This window comes from Chitinophaga sp. CF418, assembly GCF_900142925.1.
Classification (GTDB): domain Bacteria; phylum Bacteroidota; class Bacteroidia; order Chitinophagales; family Chitinophagaceae; genus Chitinophaga.
Genome location: NZ_FRCN01000003.1, coordinates 64,429 through 88,596 on the forward strand (window position 1 = coordinate 64,429; position 24,168 = coordinate 88,596).

Genomic DNA, 24,168 nt, shown 5'->3' on the forward strand with positions numbered 1-24,168 from the left:
CACTGAATAACTTTAGACTAATCAATCGCTCCCGCCTTCATTTTTTCCTTTTGCTGCGGCAATGTGCTTTCCACTTTTCCTGTTACTTCCACTTTTATCACCGTGGCAATCTTATCTAATGCATTGGCAGGCACCTCAATCGCCAGTCCTTCACCACCGGCGCTTGTTTTCAATGTTTTATTGTTGGCGAGCAATTTAGCCGACGTCACTTTATTCTTTAAACCGGGTATCACCAATTTCCCATCTTTCGGCCAGTCAAATACTGAGAAATAAAGTGTGGTATTGCTGGCACTTTCTTTTTGCGTACAACGTCCCCAGGCAAATAAACCAAAAGGACTGGCTTCGGTATCATAGATGGCTTCGCCGTTCGCCTTCATCCAATCTCCCACCTGTTTGAGCAGGTCAACGCTTTCCTGCGGGAAAGTGCCATCTGCTTTAGGACCTACATTCAACAAATAGTTACCACCTTTGGAAGCAATATCCACCAGGTTACGCACCAGGGTTTCGGTGCTCTTCCAGTTGTTTGCATAGCTCTTGTATCCCCAGGTTTCATTCATCGTCATACAGGTTTCCCAATCCTTTCCATCCAGTTCGCTCAGGTTCGGTATTCTTTGTTCGGGTGTTTTATAATCACCAGGATAATTTGGCCTTTTGAGGCGGTCATTGGTGATGATATTAGGTTGTAGTTTTAAAAGTTCATTGAACTTTTCTGCATACTCGTCGGTCATGTTAGTAGGCGTATCCCACCAGAGCACAGCCACATCGCCATAATTGGTCAGCAGTTCCTTCACCTGCGGCACAGCTACCTCATTGATGTATTGCGACATGGTTTTAGTTGTTTGAGCAGGATCCCAGTGACCATTATTAGCGGCAGTATAAGCGTCGATGCGGGCAGAATCGGGATTGGCCCAGCCTTCTGATGTTACCTTACGCGAAGCAGCTCCACCCGGATTATTCCAGTCCTGCGCCTGCGAGTAATAAAAACCGAGTTTGATACCATATTTACGGCAGGCTTCAGCCAATGGCTTTAACAGGTCTTTATGATAAGGCGTGGCATCTGCAATATCCCAGGTACTGGCCTTTGAATCAAACATGGCAAAACCATCGTGATGTTTGGCGGTAATGACAATATATTTCATACCCGCGTCTTTCGCCATCCTTACCCATGCATCGGGATCATATTTTACAGGATTGAACTGTTTGGCAAATGCCTGGTAATCGGCCACCGGTATTTTACCACGATTCATGATCCATTCGCCGATGCGATTGATGCGCTGGCCGTTGTAAGTACCGGCAGGAACAGCATATACACCCCAATGGATAAACATACCGAAACGCGCTTCACGCCACCATTCCATTTTCCCGTCATGGGCAGCATTCTGCTGAGCAGAAAGCAACAGAGGTGTCAGAGACAACGCGAATAAAAGGATAGCAAGTTTTTTCATTTTAAATTTTCTACGATTGATTAATATAGGTTACTCAGAATTTTCGATGTGTTACATTGCTAACAAATGATTAAAACAACGACCTCTTCCAGGTTCTCTCAGGCGGAATCATCACCCAAAGGCAGTCTATCGTACAACCGGAAGCGTATGTTATCGCAATAGTCAATGTCAATTCCATCCCAGGTTTTATTTTATCCTGAGATTGGAGATGATTAGGTTATCAACATCATGCTTCTATTGCAAAATGACTATGACCATATCCTGACAGATATCATTGATGAGGGAACAGTCTTTCATATTCCGCGGAATTCAACGCAGGAGCAGCTATGATCTACGCTCCGCGATCAATACAGCACCAGTTTAAATACTGCCATAAATGGGTTACGCGCATCCATGCTGCCGGTTATTGTTGCTTATCTTTCAATCGTAATGCGCCAAGAAAATTCCCGGTTCCGGGAGTTGATGTTTATTTATGCAAACGTTAGCATAACATTTCAAAAAAAACGTGGATTATTTAAAACTGAAATTATAGATAAATCTATGATATTAAATATTCAATTTTCGCTAAAGCTGATTCTTTTTTAACACAAAAATCTTATATCGGCCTGATCGGGCAATAAGATAAGCGCATTCCCTGATAGCGCAAAGCAGGAATCTAATCTATAGATTATCACTGGCATACCATTCAGCATAAGAAGTATCTGTTTCGTACAATTTCAGGCTGCAAAGTTCCACCCGTTCTGGTAGCTTGCTGATAATACGCCTGGAAAAATCCAGCACCATATTCTCGCAAGTCGGCTGCCAGGGCACCCACACAATCTTTCCGAACAATTCACTGTCATTTTCCGCAAAGGGCGGTATACCGCCGTTCTTTAACATTAAAGCATGGTCCAGCGGTAGAATGATTTCCTGTTGTACAATTGCTTTCAATCCGGCAAAATCTAATACCATTCCCTCACCGCTATGCCCGGGAGTATTATCTGGTTCTCCGCCAATAGTCACTTCCAATTGATAGGAATGTCCGTGAATATGTCTGCAAAGTCCGTTATGTCCGGAAAGTGCATGGGCCATTTCAAATCTGAATATCTTCGTGATGCGTATAATCTGTTTCATGAGCGCCGCTAAAGTACAATGCCAGCGGGTAGCGATTCCTGATCCTGGTCAAAAGGAAAACTGATAAGGGTCATTTGAGTAGCAGACTAACTTTACTTAACCCCCTTCTCCGCATTCCAGTTCCCTGCCTGCTTACGGATATAGAGAATCTGCCCCGTATGATACGCATTATGCACATTCATGTTCGCAATATTCTCATACCAGGTTTGAAGCTAATTTCAGGTCTAATCCCCCACCACTTGCCTAATGCAAAAAAAAGCCCTATATAGTGCCTTATTTTTGGGTACTCACTATTGAACAATAATAATTACATAGATCAGGAATTGCTGCAGCTTGTAGCGGATGGCGACAGGCAGGCCTATCAGTACTTATTTGAAACTTATTGGGACCAGGTGTTCGGCGCCTGTCTGCATCTGACAAAGTCTCCTGAACAGGCCAAAGATCTGACCCAGGACATTTTTCTAAAGATCTGGGATCACCGGCAGAAATTGCCCGCCGTCAGAAATTTTGACAGTTATCTGTACACAATTGCACGCAATCTGGTACGGGACCAGCTGAGAACCACCATATTCCGGGAATCCAACCGGGAATTCCTGCTGCACTATTTTTCAGCCAAAGGAATTTCCCCGCAGGAAATACTGGAAGAAAAACAATTAGGCGAGAAGATGAAGGCAGCCATCAACAGTCTGCCGCTCAAGCTGCAGCAAGTATTCACACTCAGCCAGCTGGAAGGGCTGAGCCACAAAGAAATAGCCGGACGCCTGGAAATATCCCCTCTTTCCTCCAAAACCTATATGGTACGCGCCCTGCTGATGCTGAGAAAACTACTGGTAAAGGAAGCCGATAGTTTGTTGGTCATTGCACTCCTCGACCTGGGACATACTTTTTTTCATTTTTTCTGAAAAACCATGTTTTCCTTTTTACTGCTCATCCGTCTATATACTGGAACGGGCATGTCCTAATAATATACCACAATGAATAAGGATGAATTAGAACAATTATTGAAACGATACCGGGACGATACCCTGGAGGAAGGCGAACTGGATAAGCTATATGCCTATATCCATGAAGGTCACTATCCGGAAGTCATAGACCAGTGGCTGGATGAAACATTCCAGAACCAGGCATACGCCGTTCATACAAAGGACTACAATCCGGCGGAAGTATTTGCTTTGCTGGAAGCCAGGATTGAAAAAAAGAAGCCAATATTCAGCTGGTGGAAAGCAGCTGCGACAGCTGCAGCCGCGGCAGTCATCCTGCTGGTCGTAACCATTTCATTGCAGCAGCATAGTAAACCCGTGCCCATCAATGTAACGGCGGCCACACATTTTGACGTACCGCCCGGAAAGAACGGCGCGGTACTGACACTCGCCAATGGCAGCCAGATACTGCTGGACAGTTCCTCCAATGGAGTGCTGGCGCAACAGGGCGATGCCCGGCTGTTGAAAGAAGAGGGACGACTCAATTATCGTAAAGACGGCATCCTGGGGAAAGGGGCGCCTGTATATAATATGATAACCACTCCACGGGGACGTCAGTTCAAACTGGTGTTGTCCGATGGTACGCAGGTATTATTAAATGCCGGCAGCAGTATCCGGTTTCCCACGGTATTCGCAGGTAGGGAAAGAAGGGTGGAGATATCCGGAGAGGCCTACCTGGAGGTTGCCCAAACTGCAGATATGCCCTTTGTGATACAGCTGAACAAATCAGAAGTGGTGGTACTGGGTACGCAATTTAACGTGACCGACTACAGCGATGAGGATAATTCCAGAACTACACTGCTGGAAGGCGCTGTAAAACTCCGGACCGCCACGCAGGAAATGGTGCTCAGGCCGGGTCAGCAGGTACGTATGGAAAGGAACAACGGCCACCTGTCTGCAAAAACTGTAGACACTGACCAGATCATCGCATGGACAAGGAACAGGCTATCTTTTGACAATACCGATTTTGCAGACCTGATGCGCCAGGTATCCAGGTGGTATGATGTAGACATAGTTTATAAAGGGAAGGTCCCTGATATCCACATCGGAGGCTCCCTTCACAGGAACGTCAACTTATCAATAGTAATGGAATTTTTAGGAGCGAACGGCGTGCATTATAGTATAAGCGACAGAACAATAACGATACTGCCATAGCCGCCATAGAATTACTTTTCCACGAATATGTTTTTTCCACAATTAAACTGAACCACGTATGGACTATTAGCCAACTTTTTATCCAGCATACGGAGAATTACAGAAAGCGGATCCTGATTGCAGTCAGGACCCGCATGTATGGATTGTCCGTTATCCAACCAAGATTGCATGAATTGACTGTTTAACTTTTAAATCCACTTTCACAAAAGTATGGAACTACTCGCTTGCGGCAAAGTACCCGCCAGGGGAAGGCGTTTGCCTGCCAAATTGCTACTAATTATGAGGATCACTGCTACTCTGCTTCTTATAGGCTCATTGCATGTATGTGCTGCCGGTTTTTCTCAAAGCCTGACCATTTCATCAAAAAGGATCACGCTTGAGAAAGTATTCAGGTACATTGAGGCCCGCACTGACTATTCTTTCCTGTGGAATGAAACCGTGCTGGATAAATCCACTGTTATCAGCATAGATATTAAAGATGCTTCCCTTACCACCGCCCTGAATGAAAGTCTGAAGGGCTTACCGGTTACCTATACTATCCGGGAAAAAGTGGTACTGATTGAAGCCGCGCGCCAGCAGCAGCGGGACACAACGCCATCCGCCAGTTTTCTCCTGCGCGGAAAGGTGACTGATGAAAACGGTGTGCCACTGCCCGGAGCAACGGTTGCCATCAAGGGCACAACAAATGGCGCCATTACCAATGAAAAAGGGGAATTTACCCTGCAACATGCAGCGGCTAATATCACAATAATCGTTTCATTTATTGGCTATACCGAAAGGTCCATTGCTGTAGGCAACAGAAACCAGATTACAGTAGCCCTCTCTGCGGCCGGTACCACCCTGGGTGGTGTGAATGTGGTGAGTGTTGGTTATGGTACCCTGAATAAGAAAGAAGTGTCCAGCGCCATTACCCATCTTACATCCAAAGAGCTATTATCTGTAGGTGGCAACGGTGCATTGATGTCCATGCAGGGCAAAGTGGCTGGTCTTACCATCGCCAACAGCGCCGCAGCGGACCCCAATTCTACGCCTAGCATACAGTTACGCGGTGTTTCCTCCCGTAATGCAGGACTTGGACCTTTATACGTGATCAACGGCGTTCCCGGAGGGAATATAGATAACCTGAACCAAAACGACATTGAGTCCATAGATGTGTTGAAAGGTGGTGCAGCTTCTGCTATATATGGTACACGTGGCAGCAACGGCGTAATCGTTATCACGACCAAGAAAGGTACTGGCGATTCCCGTCTGTTTTACGACGGATATATGGGACTGGATTTCATCACCAATAAATTGTCTGTGCTTTCCAGGGATGAGTTCCTGGCACATAAACGTGGGGTAGACCATGGCGGCAATACAGACTGGTTAAACGCGGTAAGCAGGAACCCTGCCCTATCGCAGAAACATACGCTGCAGTTTTCCGGTGGATCGGATCGTACCAACTTTATGGCATCCGCAGATTACCGGAAGGCCAATGGAATTGACTACCGGTCTTCCAAAGAAGAATACGGTGCACGTGTCAACCTGAACCACAGTTCTGCTAATGGCCTCTACAGCGTAAACCTGAATGTAGCGCCGAGAATGGCAAAAACCAACATGGCGGATTATTCAGGATTCAACTATGCACTGACGCTAAATCCAACCCTGTCTCCCTATGACAGTACAGGCAAATACGCTTATATCAGAACCGGCTTTTTCTCCAACAATCCTGTGGAGGCAGCCAGGACGGTACTGGCACAGCAGGATATCAAATACCTGGACATCAACGGCTCCTTTAAGATAAACCTGTTGAAGAACCTGAATACCATCCTCACGGTAGGTCAGGTAAATTCCGTTTTCCGCGAAATGCATTTTACGCCCAGCACCAATACCAACGTAGCTGCTATCAATGGAGGCACTGGCAGAAATACCGCCTCACAGAAATATGATGAGAACGACCAGAAGAGCTTCGAATGGATCGGCAATTACTCGCTGGATTTTGGCAAACACGCTATCAGGCTGCTTGGCGGCTATTCCTTCCAGCAGTTTACCTATTCCGGCTTGTCTGGTTCCAACGAAAATTTCCCATCAGATGTGCTGACCTGGAACAACCTGGGCTCGGGCTTGTGGAACCTGGAGGAAGGACAGAACAATGTTGGATCGTACAAGAACAGCTCCAGGCTGGTGGCTTTCTTTGGTCGCGTAAACTATGACCTCGACCAGAAATATTTCCTGTCGGCCAGCATCAGAAGAGAAGGCTCTTCCAAGTTCGGACGCAATAACAAATGGGGATATTTCCCGGCGGTATCAGCAGCATGGAGGATCAGCGAGGAAAAATTTATGCAGGGTATTTCCTGGTTGAATGAGCTAAAGCTTAGAGCCGACTATGGAGAAACCGGCAACCAGGATTTCGATAACTATCTGTCGCTGGATACCTATAGCGGTTACGGCTATTATGTATTCAACGGGGTGACCTACCAGGTATGGGGTCCCAGCCAGAATACCAACTATGACCTGCACTGGGAAAAAGCGCTCAACTTTAACCTGGGCGTTGATTTCGAGGTACTGGACAGCCGCCTTACCGGTAGCCTTAACTACTATATCCGCACCAATAAAGACCTGCTGGGATATTACGCCGTGTCAAATCCGCCCAACATTCAGGGTCAGACCTACGCCAATGTGGGTACTATGAAAAATTCCGGCCTGGAATTACAGCTGAATGCCAATGTGATAAAGAGGAAGCATTTCAATTACAACATTTCCTTTGCAGGCGCCAGCAACAGTAACAAATTCGTTTCCTTTTCCAATGAGCTTTTTAAAGGACAGAAATACATAGATGTAGTGGGTATGCCGGCGCCGGGAAGTCCTGGTAACCTGCAGCGTTTACAGGAAGACAAGCGTATCGGTAGTTTCTATGCACTGAAATCTGCCGGCGTAAATGACAATGGAGCACTGCTGGTATACAATAGAAAAGGTGATATTGTCACTGCTGATAAAGCTAATAATGACGACAAACAATTCGTGGGCAATGGACTTCCACAATTCACTGCCAGTTTGGGTAATACATTTACCTACAAACACTGGGACCTGAACATTTTCCTGCGCGGCTCTTTTGGATATAAGGTATTCAACACTGTAGCATTCTACCTTGGTACGCCTGCAACACAGTCAGATGCCAACGTACTGACCACCGCTTATGATGGCAGCAAATATTCAAAGTTGACCAGCGCATCTACCAGTTCAGCCTTGTCTGACTATTTCCTGGAATCAGGCAGCTTTGTCAAGATAGATAACGTGTCACTGGGTTATACGCAGCCTGTGCGGTTCAGGTATCTAAGCTCTCTGCGCGTATACGTTACCGCAAGGAACCTGTATACATTTACGAAATTTACCGGCGGAGATCCTGATCTTATTCCGGTGAATGGTTTGTATCCAGGGGTCAACAGCAGCCTGAATTATTATCCCGCCACTACCCAGCTGCTTTTTGGTGCTCAACTTAATTTCTAAAGTCTAATCCGTCTGAAAATGAAACGTAATATAAAAGGCTGTATTATCCTGCTGGCAGGTCTGCTGCTAAGTGGAAGCTGTACTAACCTCGATGAAAAATTATATGACAGGATCACTTCCGATAACTTTCTGCAAACAAAGGCGGATGTGATACGCGACTTTCTCCGGCCGTTTGAACATTCCTACTGGAGCATACAGGGCGGCTCTTCTTTCATGCTACAGGAGAACAGCACAGATGAACTAATGACACTCAACAGGCAGGGCGATTGGTATGATGGCGCGCAATACCAGCGGGTGCATTATCACACATGGACTCCTAACGACAATTATACCAGCGACGCCTGGAATGCATTCTATCAGGGTATCAACCTCGCCACCAACTCCCTGGAAGACCTACAGGGCATTCAGAACCCCGGCAAATTCGGGCTCACGCAGGCAGAGTTGGACGACTACATTGCTGAACTGAAAACGCTACGGGCATGGCTCAACATCCGCGTACTTGATTTTTACAGGAACATGGTGATTGTTACCAAAGTAAAAGGAGAAACACAATCCGGACCACAGGTAACACCACAGGAAGCTTTTGATTTCATTGAAAAGGAACTGAAAGATGCTATCCCTTCCCTGCCCACCAGGCAAGACCTGGGCAGCAACGCCATCGGCCGGTGGACAAAGGGAGGCGCGGCCGCACTGCTCGTGCGCCTTTATCTGAATGCAAAGGTATATACCGGCCAGGACAGGTTCTCCGATTGCGCAACCGTATGCCAGGATATCATTGATGGCAAATATGGCACTTATGCCCTGGAAAGCAGGTGGGACGCTCCGTTTGACTATAACAACAGGCAATCACCGGAAACCATTTTCGGCTTCCCGGGAAGCTTCGGGCTCACACACTGGCAGTATACAGATGGTATGTATTTCTGGATGATGCCTTATCAGGCTACCCGCTATCTTGGCTTTACAGATTTTGGTGAAGCAAACCCCAAGTATGCTTTACAGCCAGGCCGGGATGTGGACAGTGTAGAATATCCTTTCGCGTTGGGAAAACCGTTCATAAAGTTCCAGCGTTATCCCGATGACTACCGGATTAAAAAATACCTGAATCTGGGCAACAGCAAGCGCGAAGGCATGTTTCTATATGGTTACCTGCCTTATGTAAATGCAGACGGGCGGACGGACACTGTAAGAGGCAATAAGGGCCCCTATCCATTATTCTTACGCGATCAGGTAGGCATGTTCCTGAACACACCACCGGGCACTAAGATCAGCGACAAGGAGTCCAATATGAACCATGGCGATCATAACTCAGGCGTTTTCCCGGTAAAATATCCTTATTATCCTAATAATGATGATCATAAGATATCTTCTGCCTATGCAGAGATAAGGCTGGCAGAGATCTATTATGCTTACGCTGAATGCAAATACAGGGCTGAGGACAGATCAGGTGCAGCCGCCTTGTTAAACGCAGTACGGGCACGCAACTATCCAGCCGGTTCACCCAGCCTGTACAAGGCCGATGGCAGTCAGCTGACAGACCAGGAGATGCTGGATGAATGGGGCCGTGAGTTCCTGGTGGAAGGCAGAAGGAGAACTGACCTGGTACGCTGGGGTGTTTTTCATACGGGCACCTGGTGGGATAAACAACCGGACGCTGATGATCATACGACAATATTCCCTATAGGTCAGAATGTGCTGAACGCGTCGCGGATATTAAAACAAAATCCGGGCTACTAACCAGCAACGGAAGCCGTCAATTACTTTTGACGGCTTCTGTTGCTTATAAGAACACGTTCAATTAATAAAAGAACTGTTCCAATATGATCTTTCCTTCTTTAACCTGGAATATACCAATCTCTTCCAGTTGCACGCGGGATTTATTTTTAAACGTGATATCCCTTTTTAGTATCACACTGAAGAAATCTCCTGAGATCAATGGCTCACTGCAGGATTGGCTATGAAGCTCTTCCCGTGATTCACGAAAAGCTACGCCTTTGGCCACAACGGCTGGTTTCCCTTTTGTGACAATCTGCATTCCCTTTAAGGCTGCATGTTCCGGTTCAACGGATATAACCTTATCATCATAATATTCATCCTGTATTCGGATGTATTCGTTTTGGCAAGCCAGCTCATAATATTTGTTTGCAATTTCCTGTGTAGTCATATATGTCCGTTTTTAGTATTTAGGACAAAATTGAATGACCGGAGTGACAACCCTATGTCAGTAGGGGTGGCGACAGGGGAAAATTTTACTTAAAATCATATATGTACCATTTCCAGACTTCCCTACATGCAATTATTCTCCATAAAGATTAATAGTAGCCGTTCTATGCAAATCAGCGATCCAATCCTCAGTATATTTTATCAGATCCTTTTTATCCGAACTTGTCTTCAGTTCACCCTGAGCTCCAAATACAATGAGGCCAAGCGCAATACAATGCGCCATACTAAGCTGTAAAGCCAACCCGGTACTAAAGCCAACGATATAATTCAAGCGTGCATCCGGAGCCACCTCTATCTCATGATCCACTATTTTGCGGGTGAGAGCAAACTGCTCTTTCTCCGTAAATACCAGCGCATTAGAAGCTGAGTAAATTAGCACCCTGGCAATATCCATTGTTCTGAAAATGGAATAATATTTTCTCCGGAGATCTATATAGGTCTGCTCTCCTAATGAAGCGTCTTTGCCAACACCATTAAGTATCTTCCACAGGTTGATAGCCTCTCCTTCATCGAGGGCAAAAGTTACCTGTCCATTTAGCGAAAAATCGCTTACAATATCAAGTGCTTCGCCGACCTGGAAAGATAACTTCTCCACCGGATCTCCAAGGTAGAACAGAAATTCAATGTCAGTTCGTTCAAGCGGTTTGATTACATCATTTAGCAGACCGTCCCATACGCTCGAAGCACTTGAAATAGCGGCCCAGTTATCAAAACCTACCATACGGCAATTCCTGAATAAGGCCTGAAGTTCTCTGATCACTTCATCCTTTCTCAGATAGGGCCATAAATACTCTTCTTTTGTCGCTTCCGGAATGTCAATGCGTAATGCATTTAGGGGAGTATGATCATAACTACTGTTCACCATAAGGCTACGAATACCTAATAGCTGCAATATCTCAGGCAATGTATCTTCCATGATACCCAGGGCATTCCTATGAAGTGCCGTGGCAGAGCGGTTCAGATAAACATATTCCGGAATGGCTTCTTTTTTTATTGTCGTAAGCAAGTCATCCAGTATTGGCCCTACGTTTACTACATTCATGTTGTTCGTTTCCATCAGGTAAGTTTTGAATGGGGGTATTTATATTCCATTTTTCCCTAACTATTTCTTGCAACAGATATGCCACCGAATATAACAAATGATTATCAATATTTTAAGCAAATTATTCTTCCGCTCAGTACACTAAATATCGCGTCATGACGATGAGATTCACGAAATATAGTGACCAGAAATACTCAATAACGATTACTCTTTTTTGGCACCTTACATAATATAATTTTCGATTCTTAGATGATTTTTGATATATTTAAGTAGCCCAAATAGTTAACCATGAAGAAAGCGCCAAGTACACAGTTGCCCGGTTAGACCTCAGCCAAAATTCAGGGTAGAGACCATTTCCGCAGAAGCTACGTTCACATACAGACTATCAACCTGTTTTCCCGTTTGTGACACCGATCCTCCGCACCTCAAGCTTACTACAGCATTCTTTCTTTTTTAATATAAACCCTACTTACATGAAGAAAATTCTATTCTTTGCATTGTTGTTGTTGTCCGGAAAAATGTATGCCCAGCTCAAATATGATAACGGCGGTATTTCTGTATCCAATCCCCAGATTGGAGAATTTACGATCCAGGGGAATAGCTGGGATCACCGGATAATCACTTACTTTTTTCAAAACGGAACAGATGATATTGCAGGCGACCAGGAAAGACAGGCCATCCGGGACGCATTTGCCTTGTGGGCAGCCCAGACTAATCTGGCTTTTGTAGAGAGTTGTGCAGCTAATGCTGACATCGTCATCAGCTGGGCATCGGGAGATCATGGTGATGGTTTTCCCTTTGATGGAGCAGGCGGTGTATTGGCCCATACTTTCTACCCCCCGCCATCTGGTCCAAACGGCCTTCCGGGAGACATGCACATTGATGATGCTGAGACCTGGACGCTGGGCACCAGAGGTGATGGATCACAGCCCATTGACCTGATGTCAGTGGCTGCACATGAAATAGGCCATGCGTTAGGATTGGCGCATTCAACTGTTCAAGGGGCTTTAATGTATCCCTATTATAGCGGAAGCCATAGATATTTAGCACAGGATGACATCGACGGAATAAGGGCTATTTATGGTGCGGCAAGTGGCAGCCTGTTGACGATCAACGGCAGCAACAATGTTTGTTCCCCGAGCGTCTACTCTTTGCCCAATGCTCATGGCGCCCTGGATATTACCTGGACTGTGTCATCAGGCATCGTTACCTCAGCGCCTGCGGGTAACCAGGTGACTTTGACAAGAACCGCGTCACTGGCAAATGGAACAATCACCTTAAACGCTTTTATCTGCAACGGCACAGTATTACTGGCCTCCAGGACTATCAATGTAGGCCCTGACAGACCTATAGTAAGCGGGGAGTATGATCCGCTGCACAACCGTATTATGGCCAGCGCAAGTTCATCAGGTCCGGGCGTTACTTCCTACGAATGGCACCTGGATGGACATGTAGTTACAACAACGACTTCCGGCAGTGCAAGGCTTAACATCACTAACAATGATATCTGTAGCCATGAAGTGGCAGTAAGGGTTAATACGTCTGCCTGTGGAACCTCCGATTTCGGATTTGCCTTCTTTAATTCCTGTACAGCAGATAATTTCAGTGTTTATCCTAACCCTGCAAGAGGTAGCATAGCCATATCAACTGAGGCGTCACAGACAGCTAAAACCGTGAAACTGGCTGGTACGGGGAAAGATATACGGGAAGTGCGTATTATCAGTCAGAAAGGTGATGTGGTAAAAATACAAAGATTGGGCGCCGGTATACGGAAAACAACTGTTAATCTCTCTGGTATTCTACCAGGCACTTATATCGTCCGTATTTTCGACGGTAAACAGTGGGTGGCTAAACAGCTGGTTGTAGTGGAATAAAAAGACGCAACAATGGTTTTGTAAACGCACCTGTCTACTAAATACAAGGGCAGACACTAGTGGATTAATCCGCTGGCCTCTGCCCTTGTTGATTATTTGACGCTGTCGTATTTTTCTGTAACAAGGGTATCAATCAATCACCGTACCCCTCACCTCTTCAGCACCACTCCATGGCTCTCCAGCCATCTCAGTTAAAGTCCATTCAATCACCCGGCACATCTCATTCAAGGCAAGATCATTCGCCTCCATTCCAAACGGATCTTCAATCTCATCCGCAATCGCCTCCAGGGCAACAAATGTATAAGCAATAAATGTCACAATAAACGGTGTAAACCAGCTAAGACTATCCACCAGTCCAAAGGGCAGCAGGAAACAGTATATATACACTGTGCGGTGTAGCAGTACACGATAGCTATATGGGATAGGTGTAGATGCAATCCGCTCACAACCACCTAATATATCTGAAAGCTTGTCCAGGTTCTGATCAATAGCAGCCTGCTGGATAGTATCTATCTTTCCCTTCAGCTTTAAATGCTGCACCCATTCGGCCATAAGCCGCATGATAATTACAGGTTTGAACCGCGCTTTCATAACGGTTTCAAACTGCGATTCCGATAGCCTTTTCTTCAGATCATCCTGCGCATCTGTTCCTCTCAGCTGATGCTTCAGGGCATAAGTGCAAGCGATCAACAGCTGTACAAAGCCAAGGGCCGTCTTGTCGCCCTCTGCGAAGTTCGTAAAAGATAATACTTGCCGGGCAAGAGAGCGTGTATCATTCAGCAATGCGCCCCATAGCTTACGCCCTTCCCAAAAGCGGTCATAGCTTGCATTATTGCGGAAACCCAGAAAGAGCGCCAGCGCTATCCCAAACAGCGTGAACGGCGCCGGGTTGAGAGGGATTTTATATGTCAGGAGTGTTCCGTGAAAATAGACTACTCCCACGGCAATAATAAACAGTAGTATTAATCGTGGTAATAGCTTGGGGAGTACAGACCCATGCCATACAAATAACATTCTGAACCAATGTTCTCTTTTCCTGATGATCATGCTACAAATTAGCGCTTTATTTTTATGTGTTTACAATAAAGTCATTAATCGTCATCAGGTTTTTGAGTGCATCACCGACGGTATTGTTGAAATAAATATAGACAGTTTTTCCTTCTTTTAACCAGGCATTGATCTTATCTGCATATCCCTGCAACACTTCCGCTGTATACCCGCCTTTATAGTCACCTGTGGGTCCGTGAAATCTCACATATTCAAAGTCAAGCCGGGACGTTATGTGAGGAGGAATGGATTTAGGCATATCGTGCATTACCATTGCCGCGTGATATCTTGTTAACAGCTTATATGTTTCCTTCCGATACCATGATGTATGTCGGAACTCAATACTTAATTTCCATGTTTTCTTCGGATCGCATTGCCGGATGCTCTTCAGCAAACGTTCTAACTGTGGAAAACTGTCAAAAATAATACTGGCTGGAAACTGTACCAATAAAGCGCCTCTCTTGTTGCCTACCTGGTCAATCACGTGCATAAATTTCTCTACCACCTCATCTTCAAAAGCAAGCGCCTTATTATGGGTAATCCCCCTGAATACTTTAAATGTAAACTTAAATCCTTCCGGTACTTCAGTTGCCCATCGCCTCGTAGTTGTATCCATTGGGACCTTATAAAATGAGCTGTTCACCTCAAGACTGTTGAACATAGAGGCATAATATGAAAGCCTGCTTTTATCCTTATAAGCCGGCGGGAAAGCCAGTTTATTGGCGACGGGCAGCACAAGTCCGCTTGTACCGGAATAGATTTTACCTTTCATATTCATATTGATCTGAGGGTATTGTTACTACTGAAAGGTTCAAATATTACGCCAGGAGGCAGTCGCTCTTCCGGATGAAAAGGATGCCAAATACTACAGATAGTTCAGCTAACAAATATTTGATTAAGGCTGGGGGGATTTTTCCCTATTAACATGTAATTAACTTATTCCAGGACTTCATTTAGTAATATCGTGCCCCTACTATATCCCCATACCTGCTGAATTTTTATTCTCAATAAATATTGCTCAGCTATGAGATTATACCTACAGATCACTAAGAGCACCGAAACAGTGCCCTTCAATTATCAACACTATCTGACCGGAGTGCTTCACAAATGGATCGGCCCCGAAAATGAGATACACGATAAAACCAGTCTCTATTCCTTCTCCTGGTTCCAAGAAGTGCATACTAGCTCCCAGGGTATCAGAACTACAGACAGGTCTTCCTTTTTTATTAGTGCATATGATGACAAATTATTAAAAAAAATACTTTCCGGCATAAGGCAGGATCCCCTAATTGCATTCGGGATTAAAGTTTCCGGAGTACAAATAACAGCACCTCCGGTCTTTTCCAACAAGGAAGTTTTTCGTACAGCCAGTCCGATACTTATTAAAAGAAAGCAGGACAATAATGAAAAGCACATTGAGCATAACGATCCCAATGCCAGCCAATATCTGACAGAAGCGCTTCAAAAAAAACTAACAATTGCCGGCCTATCAGCTGAAGGTCTCAGAGTAGCCTTCGATGCGGCATATCCAACTCCCAGAACAAAGATTATTAAGTATAAAGAAATCGGGAACAGGGTTAACATCTGTCCGGTTATTATAGAAGGTACGCCTGAACAGATTGAATTTGCCTGGCATGTGGGAATAGGTAATAGTACAGGCATTGGATTTGGTGCATTAAAATAGAACAGTATGAATTATTATATCGTAAAGTACTCCGGACCATTCGGGTTTATTAAACCCTGGACTGCTGTCAGAGACAGCGAAACTTTCAGTCAGCAATTTCTGACACCTTCAATAATTGAAGGTATTGAGAAAAAACTATTTCCTGAATTATTGAATGAAGATACTCCGGGGAAAATGTTGAAAATTAAGAGGCATCGACTCAACTATCAGGGCATAGATATTCAACAGGAAAGAACCTGGTCAAAAGGTGGAATTAATATTTACAAAGACAAGAATCAATATAAAACCAATATTGGTATAATAAACCGGGGCATATTAATTAATCCGAACTTATATCTCGCCTTTACACAACAATCTGATGCGGAGATTGCTATGACCCAGACAATATGCTTATGCAGAAACGAAGACCTGCTTTTCCCCGAACATCTATTTACAGCAGATGAAGAAATGTTGGAGAAGCTTGACGGCTTCGAACTGCTGGCGGCAACAGCCGAAACCGGATTTAAAGTTGGACATAACCGGTTTAACAACGCTGTTGAAATGTTTGGTGAACTAAAAATATATGGTAACCCTATCAGATCCCGGTATGAAGATGACATGTCCTATTCTGGCTAAAAGCGCCCTTGAAGGAAATTTATCATTACTCGAGCACACCCAGCATGTAGTGCTGGCAATAGAACTGTTTGCAAAGAAGTTTAATCTGGAAATAGATCCGGAAATAGCCAGAAAAGGGGCTATTCTGCATGATCTGGGTAAAGCCCATCCACATTTTCAGAGAAAGATACACAATCATAAGGGAACATCTTTACTGGACAATTTTGCATGGGACTTCATTCATAGACATGAAATCTCATCTTTAGCATTCCTCCCCTGCTTTTCTGCATCTGAATGGGATCTTTTAATAGATCTTGTTATTGCACATCATAAGTCAATTGTTAATGATCCGGGAGATAAAGGCATTCTGGATCTTACAAGGTTTCGGGACACCCTGGATAACCATCTGAAAGATTGGGAAGAATGGTACGTCCATGGATTGGAAATTATCCAGCATTTTGGATATCCCGTCAGGGAAATACCCAGAGAAGAGGCAAAAGCAGCGCTAAGTTACGTAGTCAGCTATTGTGACAAAAAGAAAAACGGGGTATCTCTGCTACGGGGCTTACTAAAGTCAGCAGATCATTTTGCCTCGGCATTTACACACAACACACAGCAACAATTACGATCCTTATTTGAAGTCCCGGACTTAAAATATTATCATGGAGAAAAACGGAAAAGCAATATCTACCCCCTATCCTTACTTTCATCAGACGATATCAGGAGACATACATTTGTGGTAGCCCCCACAGGAGCGGGGAAGACAGACTTTCTCCTCAGGAGATGCAGGAACAGGATCTTTTATATATTGCCATTCCAGGCCTCTATCAATGCGATGTGGGAAAGAATAAAGGAAAATGTCCCCAATAAAGATATCCGTCTGTTACATGCGACATCCCGGATCGTCACAAAAGACAACAACGATGAGCAAATTCTTCAGCCATTAGTTGGCTCTTCAGTAAAAGTACTTACTCCGCACCAACTGGCGGCTGTCATATTCGGGATAAAAGGATATGAAAACATGTTACTGGACCTGCAGGGTACTGATATCATCCTCGATGAGATCCATACTTATTCGGATTTTTCCATGGCAATGGTACTGGAGCTTGTCAAAACATTGATCAGATTAAACTGCAATGTTCACATAGGCACTGCAACCATGCCTACCGCTCTTTATAAGCAACTATTCGAAATATTGGGCGAAGCAGATAATATCTATGAAGTAAAGCTACCTGCTCCTGTTCTCGATACATTCGACCGGCATCTTATTGATAAAATAGCGGATGAAGAACTGATAAATGACATTCTGGAGGAAGCGTTCGCCAAGGGGGAAAAAGTTCTTTTGATTTTTAACACAATTAAGAAGGCGCAATCTGCATTCGAAAAACTCCTGGATAATTTCCCAGACATCCCCAAAATGCTTATTCATAGCAGGTTTAAAAGAGCCGACAGGGTTGCGTTGGAAACAAAATTAAAAAGGGAATTTAACGGAGATGGATCTGGTAACGGAAAATCCGGAATAAGACCCTGTGTTGTAGTATCTACACAGGTAGTAGAAGTTAGTCTCGATATTAGTTTTGATAGAATGATCACAGAATGTGCACCACTGGATAGTTTGATACAACGATTTGGACGAATAAACAGGATCAGGAACGAGTATACGTTAGGTAAATACAAACCAATTCATGTTATCAATCCCGGTAACAGCTCCTTGCCGTATAAATCGGATATACTTAAAGCCAGCTTTGATGAACTACCAGAAAACTTCGGATTGCTAAAAGAAAATTCTTTACAGGAAAAGCTGGATAAAGTTTATCCGGAGATAAACACAAAAGAGATCGACATACACCTTATTTATAGAAACGACAGATATATTATTAAAGAACTTACCGACAATAAAAAGTCTATTCTAATAGATGCCCTGAAAATAGAAGGAGCTACCTGCATCCTGGAAAGCGACAGAGATGCCTACTTAAATGCTGACTGGGAAGCCCGGCAACAATTTGAAATCCCCATCAATTACCAGACTATCATGAGATATAAGAATCAATATGAGCAATTAGAGGTGGGTTCATATCCTTTCATAATACCTCAGAGCACTAATGCTTATAGTATGTTTGGCTTACAATTAACTGAACACGATAATTTCTTATAAAATGTATACAAGCTATATCGGAAATAAATTCCTGCATCTTTACAGAAAAAGATATAACAAAGATGAAAGCTATTCAGGCGCTCAATTCTTTGAAGAGGTATTCTTTCCCCTGTTTTTCCAGGATGAATCACATTTAATGCATGTGGGCCAGTCTCCATTCTTCCAAAAGCCTGCGCAAGAAGATGTTGCTAAATATGGCAGCAGGTCCCTGGCACAATTTCAGAATCTGAAAAATAAGATCAGTAGTGGTATTACCAGTGGGGCAACTTATGTGGGATTTGCAGCAGAGGGAATACAGGCAACCTCCACCGGACAACTAACAAACATGAATTTTAATATCAACGAAGAAGAATGCTATGCTTCATGGATAGGAGAAGCATTAGCTATAGGAGTTAATGGTGGATTTGCGATGCTGATCGATGAAGAAGAAATACTGTTAAACCTTTTTAAGGGTTGGAAACATTACCGGAAATTCCTTCAGCAAACGCCTAACGTGAAGGACAAACAAATTGAGACGTGGAATGGACATTGGCTATCCCTAACCTTATCAGAGGATTTTGACGAGGAAGACTTTAACTACAATAATATTGAAGCCGCGGAAGGCATTGGCGGCCTGGCTATTCCCACTCAGAAGTGGTCTAAGGTACTTTTCCGGTTATCCAGGAGATATCCTTCAAAAGAGATTGTTATATATGCCTATAACCTTTCGCAAACGAATACAACCCTCGGATTTATTAAAGTATATCTTCCGGACATTCAGCACTTATACGAATTCAGGGATAAAGTTTTCATTAATAAAGAAGGCGCTGTATTAAAAGACGAACATATAGAATCACTTGAAACATTTTACAATTTTAAATCCGCCTGTAGGAATGGAAGTATAGGTCTAAGTGCAATGGAACCAGCTAAGCTCAGGGAATTCATGCCTAAGGGTTCAGTTCCTTATGCCCAGGGAAAAGACTTCAAATTTTCGAACGAGACATCATTCATTCATTATCACCTTTTAAAACTATGGATAATTGCTATGCTTAACAAAACTGATCTGCATCAATTAGCTTCAGAAGTCGCAAAGTCATTGATCGACTTTGAGCGCAAGCCCAACAGGGGGAAAAAAGACCTGGATACCCTTTCGGAAGATACCCGAAGCGCTTCCAATATCCGGACATTTATCGACCGGCTTACCCTGATACTGGAAATGGAAAACAAGGATGTTTTCCGCAATGTGGTTGATCAGGTTATCAGAATGCCTTCGGACAATTTTCCTCTCTTTGTAACACTTATCCGCTTCGAATATGCTTATCAAAAAGTAAATAATAATTAATACACATGAAAACTATACCATTCATTTACCTGAGAGGGTTGCGTCATGCCCAACATACTGTGTTTGCCGTGAATGACGGACAGAAATTTTATGTTGATCCACAATTTGGAAAAAAAATGGCATACTCCAGTGGTCAGCAGGTGAAACGCTCTGTTTTGGAAGCCTTAAATATGCCCTTCTCCGCAATGACCTTCAACTGGGAGATCGACAAAAAAGATAATAAGGCCAGTCAGAAAGAGCCTCACTCACCCTGCGATCCGTCTTTTACAGATCAGCTACTGGGAGGCTATATGAAAGCTGAAAGCGGGAGTTTCGGGGTTAAAAGAAGAAGCCCGCTCTCCTTCTCTGCCATGCGCCCTTTGCATCCGCTTTTGGGAGGCATTGAATATCCAACAGAAAATCTCACGTTCGACAGGACTTCTCATCCGGAACACCATGAAGTAAAGGTATTCTGGTTAGATAACAAAAAGCGTGGCGCCCAGCTCTCCAAAGAGGAATTGGATGAGTGGTTAACAACCAACAAAAGAGCCTTACCCAGCCGGGCATTTATACAGGATCAGACACGCGTCAGTGGTTTATTCGCTTACGACGTCGCTATTGATTTACGCACGTTGTTCTGCGTTTCTACCAATAAACTTGAACCTGAACTCTTCCCGGACATTGAAAAGAAGCTTCGGTCTGAAGGCTGGCTGGAAGGAAGGAACATATTTGGTAAATGCCTGATCTGCCCAAAAGAAAAAAGAGAGGAGATCATTCCTGCATTAGCCAAAGCATTAATTAACTGGAGGATAACATCCAATCAGTCCCGCACTTTCAGCCTGATGGAAACGGTTGCCCTGGCGATAAGTGATAATGCCAATCAGATTGCTTATGCAATTCGTGGCGACTTAAGGGACGACACAGAACGCCCTCAGGCAGTTCCTAAAATAGATGAATCAACAAAAGCTGAGTTATTTATTACTCCAATTGCCTCAGGTCATATAGCTGGTTCTGTTGGAAGTGCTGATGCGCTGGAGAAAGCAGAGCAGAGATTAGCAGAAATGATCGGCCGGTTTGACTTTGAAAACCAGGTTAACTGATTATCTGTCCGATGTTAATTGTACCGGTAGGAATGAATATAACGGCAACTCATATCAACTACTATCATATTTGCCATCGAAAACTATGGCTGTTTTCAAATGGTATTACACTTGAGCATACGTCAGATTTAGTCGCGGAAGGGAAGTTAATAGGAGAACACAGTTATCCACAGAGAGCCGAAAAACCTAAACGTCCGTCACTCCTGAACAGTTCGATTTGCAAAAGGTGCTCTTACTACGAGTTTTGTTACGCTTCTGAATAATTCTGTCTACATGAAAAAATCATACTATTTGTTCAACCCCGGCCGGATGAGCCGGAAAGATAATACGCTTAAATTCTCTGCAACGGACGAGCAAGGAAATGAATCCTCCACGAAGTACATCCCTGTTGAAACTGTTGATAACCTATACGTTTTTGGCAGTCTGGACACCAATAGCACTCTCTATAACTTTCTGGGGAAAGAACATATCAGTGTTCACTTCTTCGATTATTATGAGCATTACACCGGGTCTTATATGCCAAAAGATTATTTATTGGCAGGAAAAATGCTCATTGCCCAAACAAACCTTTATTCGAACGCCAGGAAGCGACTATCCCTCGCACAAAAATTAACGGAAGGAGCAGCTTTCAATATGCTGAAGAACCTTAAATATTACAATAACCGGCAGAAAGACACCTCAGAACAGATCAGCCGCATTGAATTTTTAACCGAAAGCATATCATCAGCTATTGATATTGAAATGCTCATGGGAATTGAAGGGAACATCAGATTAAACTATTATGATGCTTTTTCCATTATTATCAATGATTTTGAAATGGGTCAACGTAGCAAGCAGCCACCTTCGAATGAAGTTAATGCAATGATCTCATTTATTAACAGCCTATGCTACACCCTTTGCCTTGACATGATCTACCATACCCAGCTCAACCCCACAATCAGCTTCCTGCATCAACCAGGTGAACGACGGTATTCACTGGCTTTAGACCTGGCCGAGATCTTCAAGCCAATACTTGCGGATCGTCTAATATTCTCCCTATTAAATAAAAAACAAATACAACCCAGTGATTTTGACCAGAAGCTGAATAGCTGCCTATTAAAGGAAAGCGGAAGAAAAATTGTTGTTAAAGCCTGGGATGAGAAAATCAACGAAACGATCAAACACCGGTCCCTTGGCAGAAATGTCAGCTACAAACACCTCATCGAACTCGAATGCTACAAATTAACCAAGCATATGCTGAATATTGAAGAGTATAAACCTTTTAAAGCGTGGTGGTAATTTATGTATATCATACTTGTATACGATATTGAAGAAAAGAGAGTGTCCAAAATGCTTAAACTTTGCAGAAGATACCTACATTGGATCCAAAACAGCGTATTTGAAGGAGAATTAAGTCCAGTGCAACTAAAGGAACTCATTTTTGAAGCTGAGTTAATTATGGATACCCGGAAAGACAGTCTCATTATCTTTAAAACCCGACAGGAAAAATGGCTGGAAAAGCAGGTCATTGGTAAAGAAAAGAATGAAGTTGACAATATGTTGTAGGCGTCGAGGTTAATAATATCTTTGAAGTCCTGCCCCCACAGGCTTATGTCTAAATACACAATACAATAATTATCAAATAGTTGGAATCATCGTCTATGTCCAGCAGAAATTTTACTTTTATAGGTGGACGACTTGGGAGGGGTGAAAACTGCGTTTGAGGTTAGATTATTTCATTGATAATTAGATATTTGAACTTATTTTTTAAGCGGGTCTGAATTGTACCGTAGAGGAATTGAAACCATGTCATCAGCGGCTCAACCGCCTTACTGAATCCGGTCTGAATTGTACCGTAGAGGAATTGAAACACTCAGCTACTTATACAAGCGGCGCGCCGTATGGCTGTCTGAATTGTACCGTAGAGGAATTGAAACATCAAGGGCTTTATTTAACCCAAAAGACCTGGGATCGTCTGAATTGTACCGTAGAGGAATTGAAACATGACTATCACAGTGAAGAAAGAAATCGAATTAGAGTCTGAATTGTACCGTAGAGGAATTGAAACAACTTCCACGTCCCCGGCGTCGAACAGTGTGCACAGTCTGAATTGTACCGTAGAGGAATTGAAACGAGCTTGAGAGCCGGTGGAGCGCCGGAAGGAACGGTCTGAATTGTACCGTAGAGGAATTGAAACCCTTCTTTCCGGATGAAATCTATATTCCCGCTCTAGGTCTGAATTGTACCGTAGAGGAATTGAAACGATAATGTATCCAACAGGTTCCGCCGCATCGTGCCTGTCTGAATTGTACCGTAGAGGAATTGAAACAAGAAAAGGCCGCTAAGGAGGCAGCTGCCTCCGCAAAGTCTGAATTGTACCGTAGAGGAATTGAAACCGATGTGAACCGGAGACAGAGGATTATTTTATCTGGTCTGAATTGTACCGTAGAGGAATTGAAACGGAATCCTTTCTGCGGGATCTTATGCGGCGCCTTTAGTCTGAATTGTACCGTAGAGGAATTGAAACATTCTTCCAAGCCTGGTTCAAACCATGCCGGGGTCAGTCTGAATTGTACCGTAGAGGAATTGAAACACCACAGCCGCTGCCGCTCGTGCATAAACTCGACAGGTCTGAATTGTACCGTAGAGGAATTGAAACTTAGCTGACACGCCTCAACAAACCACGGCAGTACCTTGTCTGAATTGTACCGTAGAGGAATTGAAACCTTTTGCCGGTAAGAGATACCCTGAAATGGTGGTACGTCTGAATTGTACCGTAGAGGAATTGAAACGAGTATACTTATATGATGGGTAAAAAAGGGAAATGGAGTCTGAATTGTACCGTAGAGGAATTGAAACTAGCTTGTTTGCAGCAAGAAGTGCTCAGCTTGTACTAGTCTGAATTGTACCGTAGAGGAATTGAAACCAGCAAGCGAAGCGCTTTCATATTCAGCAATAAAATTGTCTGAATTGTACCGTAGAGGAATTGAAACA

General features: G+C 43.9%; 19 protein-coding genes and 1 CRISPR repeat array. Of the genes, 13 read left to right on the forward strand and 6 right to left on the reverse strand.

The window, feature by feature from the left end:
• Positions 1-17: 17 nt before the first annotated feature.
• Both F3I09_RS07965 and F3I09_RS07970 read right to left on the reverse strand, forming a co-directional pair.
• Positions 18-1,445 (reverse strand): alpha-L-fucosidase, encoded by a 1,428-nt coding sequence (locus tag F3I09_RS07965; RefSeq protein ID WP_149694513.1) that lies wholly within the window; start codon positions 1,443-1,445, stop codon positions 18-20.
• A 660-nt stretch (positions 1,446-2,105) separates the two neighbouring features.
• Positions 2,106-2,558, reverse strand: a complete 453-nt coding sequence (locus tag F3I09_RS07970) for a 6-carboxytetrahydropterin synthase (RefSeq protein WP_149694514.1) — start codon at positions 2,556-2,558, stop codon at positions 2,106-2,108.
• Positions 2,559-2,851: 293 nt separating this feature from the next.
• Here F3I09_RS07970 and F3I09_RS07980 point away from each other — a divergent pair, with 293 nt between their 5' ends.
• From F3I09_RS07980 to F3I09_RS07995, 4 genes are all read left to right on the forward strand, one after another.
• Positions 2,852-3,460 carry an RNA polymerase sigma factor gene (locus F3I09_RS07980; protein ID WP_188133732.1) on the forward strand — a complete coding sequence of 203 codons (609 nt, stop codon included), beginning with the start codon at positions 2,852-2,854 and terminating at the stop codon, positions 3,458-3,460.
• Positions 3,461-3,532: 72 nt separating this feature from the next.
• Positions 3,533-4,693, forward strand: a complete 1,161-nt coding sequence (locus F3I09_RS07985) for a FecR family protein (protein ID WP_149694516.1) — start codon at positions 3,533-3,535, stop codon at positions 4,691-4,693.
• Between the two features lie 210 nt (positions 4,694-4,903).
• On the forward strand, positions 4,904-8,179 hold the full coding sequence (locus F3I09_RS07990; protein ID WP_223233171.1) for a SusC/RagA family TonB-linked outer membrane protein: 3,276 nt from the start codon (positions 4,904-4,906) through the stop codon (positions 8,177-8,179).
• An 18-nt stretch (positions 8,180-8,197) separates the two neighbouring features.
• On the forward strand, positions 8,198-9,913 hold the full coding sequence (locus F3I09_RS07995; RefSeq protein WP_149694517.1) for a RagB/SusD family nutrient uptake outer membrane protein: 1,716 nt from the start codon (positions 8,198-8,200) through the stop codon (positions 9,911-9,913).
• Between the two features lie 61 nt (positions 9,914-9,974).
• Here the strand turns inward: F3I09_RS07995 and F3I09_RS08000 are convergent, their stop codons facing one another.
• Entirely contained in the window at positions 9,975-10,340 is a 366-nt protein-coding gene (locus tag F3I09_RS08000) for a SnoaL-like domain-containing protein (protein WP_149694518.1), read from the reverse strand.
• Positions 10,341-10,472: 132 nt separating this feature from the next.
• Positions 10,473-11,456 carry a hypothetical protein gene (locus F3I09_RS08005; protein WP_149694519.1) on the reverse strand — a complete coding sequence of 328 codons (984 nt, stop codon included), beginning with the start codon at positions 11,454-11,456 and terminating at the stop codon, positions 10,473-10,475.
• A 458-nt stretch (positions 11,457-11,914) separates the two neighbouring features.
• On the opposite strand from F3I09_RS08005, the gene F3I09_RS08010 reads away from it, so the two are divergent.
• Positions 11,915-13,315: a matrixin family metalloprotease gene (locus F3I09_RS08010; protein WP_149694520.1), complete on the forward strand. Its 1,401-nt coding sequence runs from the start codon at positions 11,915-11,917 to the stop codon at positions 13,313-13,315.
• Between the two features lie 129 nt (positions 13,316-13,444).
• Here F3I09_RS08010 and F3I09_RS08015 read toward each other — a convergent pair whose 3' ends face one another.
• Both F3I09_RS08015 and F3I09_RS08020 read right to left on the reverse strand, forming a co-directional pair.
• A complete protein-coding gene (locus F3I09_RS08015; protein ID WP_149694521.1) occupies positions 13,445-14,362 on the reverse strand; it encodes a bestrophin family protein in 918 nt (305 codons plus the stop codon).
• A gap of 22 nt (positions 14,363-14,384) precedes the next feature.
• Complete coding sequence (locus tag F3I09_RS08020) at positions 14,385-15,134, reverse strand: DUF72 domain-containing protein (RefSeq protein ID WP_223233172.1); 750 nt, start codon at positions 15,132-15,134, stop codon at positions 14,385-14,387.
• 324 nt (positions 15,135-15,458) lie between these two features.
• Between F3I09_RS08020 and cas6 the strand changes: the two genes are divergently transcribed.
• From cas6 to cas2, 8 genes are read left to right on the forward strand one after another with little or no spacing between them, the layout of a single operon-like run.
• The gene (cas6, locus tag F3I09_RS08025; RefSeq protein ID WP_188133733.1) at positions 15,459-16,046 is read left to right on the forward strand and encodes a CRISPR-associated endoribonuclease Cas6; all 588 of its coding nucleotides are present in this window, start codon (positions 15,459-15,461) and stop codon (positions 16,044-16,046) included.
• 6 nt (positions 16,047-16,052) lie between these two features.
• The gene (locus F3I09_RS08030) at positions 16,053-16,661 is read left to right on the forward strand and encodes a hypothetical protein (protein WP_149694524.1); all 609 of its coding nucleotides are present in this window, start codon (positions 16,053-16,055) and stop codon (positions 16,659-16,661) included.
• Positions 16,633-18,795, forward strand: coding sequence for a CRISPR-associated helicase Cas3' (gene cas3, locus F3I09_RS08035; protein ID WP_188133734.1), 2,163 nt, complete (start codon positions 16,633-16,635; stop codon positions 18,793-18,795). Before F3I09_RS08030 ends, cas3 begins: the two co-directional genes overlap by 29 nt.
• A 1-nt stretch (position 18,796) precedes the next feature.
• Positions 18,797-20,116, forward strand: a complete 1,320-nt coding sequence (locus F3I09_RS08040) for a hypothetical protein (protein WP_149694526.1) — start codon at positions 18,797-18,799, stop codon at positions 20,114-20,116.
• A 5-nt stretch (positions 20,117-20,121) separates the two neighbouring features.
• A complete protein-coding gene (locus F3I09_RS08045; protein ID WP_149694527.1) occupies positions 20,122-21,195 on the forward strand; it encodes a CRISPR-associated protein Cas7 in 1,074 nt (357 codons plus the stop codon).
• 32 nt (positions 21,196-21,227) lie between these two features.
• The gene (locus F3I09_RS08050) at positions 21,228-21,458 is read left to right on the forward strand and encodes a Dna2/Cas4 domain-containing protein (RefSeq protein WP_149694528.1); all 231 of its coding nucleotides are present in this window, start codon (positions 21,228-21,230) and stop codon (positions 21,456-21,458) included.
• A 10-nt stretch (positions 21,459-21,468) separates the two neighbouring features.
• Positions 21,469-22,473, forward strand: coding sequence for a type I-B CRISPR-associated endonuclease Cas1b (gene cas1b, locus F3I09_RS08055; RefSeq protein ID WP_149694529.1), 1,005 nt, complete (start codon positions 21,469-21,471; stop codon positions 22,471-22,473).
• A gap of 3 nt (positions 22,474-22,476) precedes the next feature.
• Positions 22,477-22,740 (forward strand): CRISPR-associated endonuclease Cas2, encoded by a 264-nt coding sequence (gene cas2 / locus F3I09_RS08060; protein WP_149694530.1) that lies wholly within the window; start codon positions 22,477-22,479, stop codon positions 22,738-22,740.
• 209 nt (positions 22,741-22,949) lie between these two features.
• Positions 22,950-24,167: direct repeats of the CRISPR family, unit length 30 nt; unit sequence GTCTGAATTGTACCGTAGAGGAATTGAAAC.
• Position 24,168: the final 1 nt, after the last annotated feature.

Bases quoted from the DNA above. Each gene is read 5' to 3' on its own strand.
- F3I09_RS07990 (WP_223233171.1), top strand. From the start codon at position 4,904: ATGGAACTACTCGCTTGCGGCAAAGTACCCGCCAGGGGAAGGCGTTTG.
- cas1b (WP_149694529.1), top strand. From the start codon at position 21,469: ATGAAAAAATCATACTATTTGTTCAACCCCGGCCGGATGAGCCGGAAA.
- F3I09_RS08000 (WP_149694518.1), bottom strand. From the start codon at position 10,340: ATGACTACACAGGAAATTGCAAACAAATATTATGAGCTGGCTTGCCAA.
- F3I09_RS07970 (WP_149694514.1), bottom strand. From the start codon at position 2,558: ATGAAACAGATTATACGCATCACGAAGATATTCAGATTTGAAATGGCC.
- F3I09_RS07995 (WP_149694517.1), top strand. From the start codon at position 8,198: ATGAAACGTAATATAAAAGGCTGTATTATCCTGCTGGCAGGTCTGCTG.
- F3I09_RS08010 (WP_149694520.1), top strand. From the start codon at position 11,915: ATGAAGAAAATTCTATTCTTTGCATTGTTGTTGTTGTCCGGAAAAATG.
- F3I09_RS08030 (WP_149694524.1), top strand. From the start codon at position 16,053: ATGAATTATTATATCGTAAAGTACTCCGGACCATTCGGGTTTATTAAA.
- F3I09_RS08015 (WP_149694521.1), bottom strand. From the start codon at position 14,362: ATGATCATCAGGAAAAGAGAACATTGGTTCAGAATGTTATTTGTATGG.
- F3I09_RS08040 (WP_149694526.1), top strand. From the start codon at position 18,797: ATGTATACAAGCTATATCGGAAATAAATTCCTGCATCTTTACAGAAAA.
- F3I09_RS08005 (WP_149694519.1), bottom strand. From the start codon at position 11,456: ATGGAAACGAACAACATGAATGTAGTAAACGTAGGGCCAATACTGGAT.
- F3I09_RS08045 (WP_149694527.1), top strand. From the start codon at position 20,122: ATGAAAACTATACCATTCATTTACCTGAGAGGGTTGCGTCATGCCCAA.
- cas3 (WP_188133734.1), top strand. From the start codon at position 16,633: ATGAAGATGACATGTCCTATTCTGGCTAAAAGCGCCCTTGAAGGAAAT.
- F3I09_RS08020 (WP_223233172.1), bottom strand. From the start codon at position 15,134: ATGAAAGGTAAAATCTATTCCGGTACAAGCGGACTTGTGCTGCCCGTC.
- F3I09_RS07965 (WP_149694513.1), bottom strand. From the start codon at position 1,445: ATGAAAAAACTTGCTATCCTTTTATTCGCGTTGTCTCTGACACCTCTG.
- F3I09_RS07985 (WP_149694516.1), top strand. From the start codon at position 3,533: ATGAATAAGGATGAATTAGAACAATTATTGAAACGATACCGGGACGAT.
- cas2 (WP_149694530.1), top strand. From the start codon at position 22,477: ATGTATATCATACTTGTATACGATATTGAAGAAAAGAGAGTGTCCAAA.
- F3I09_RS08050 (WP_149694528.1), top strand. From the start codon at position 21,228: ATGAATATAACGGCAACTCATATCAACTACTATCATATTTGCCATCGA.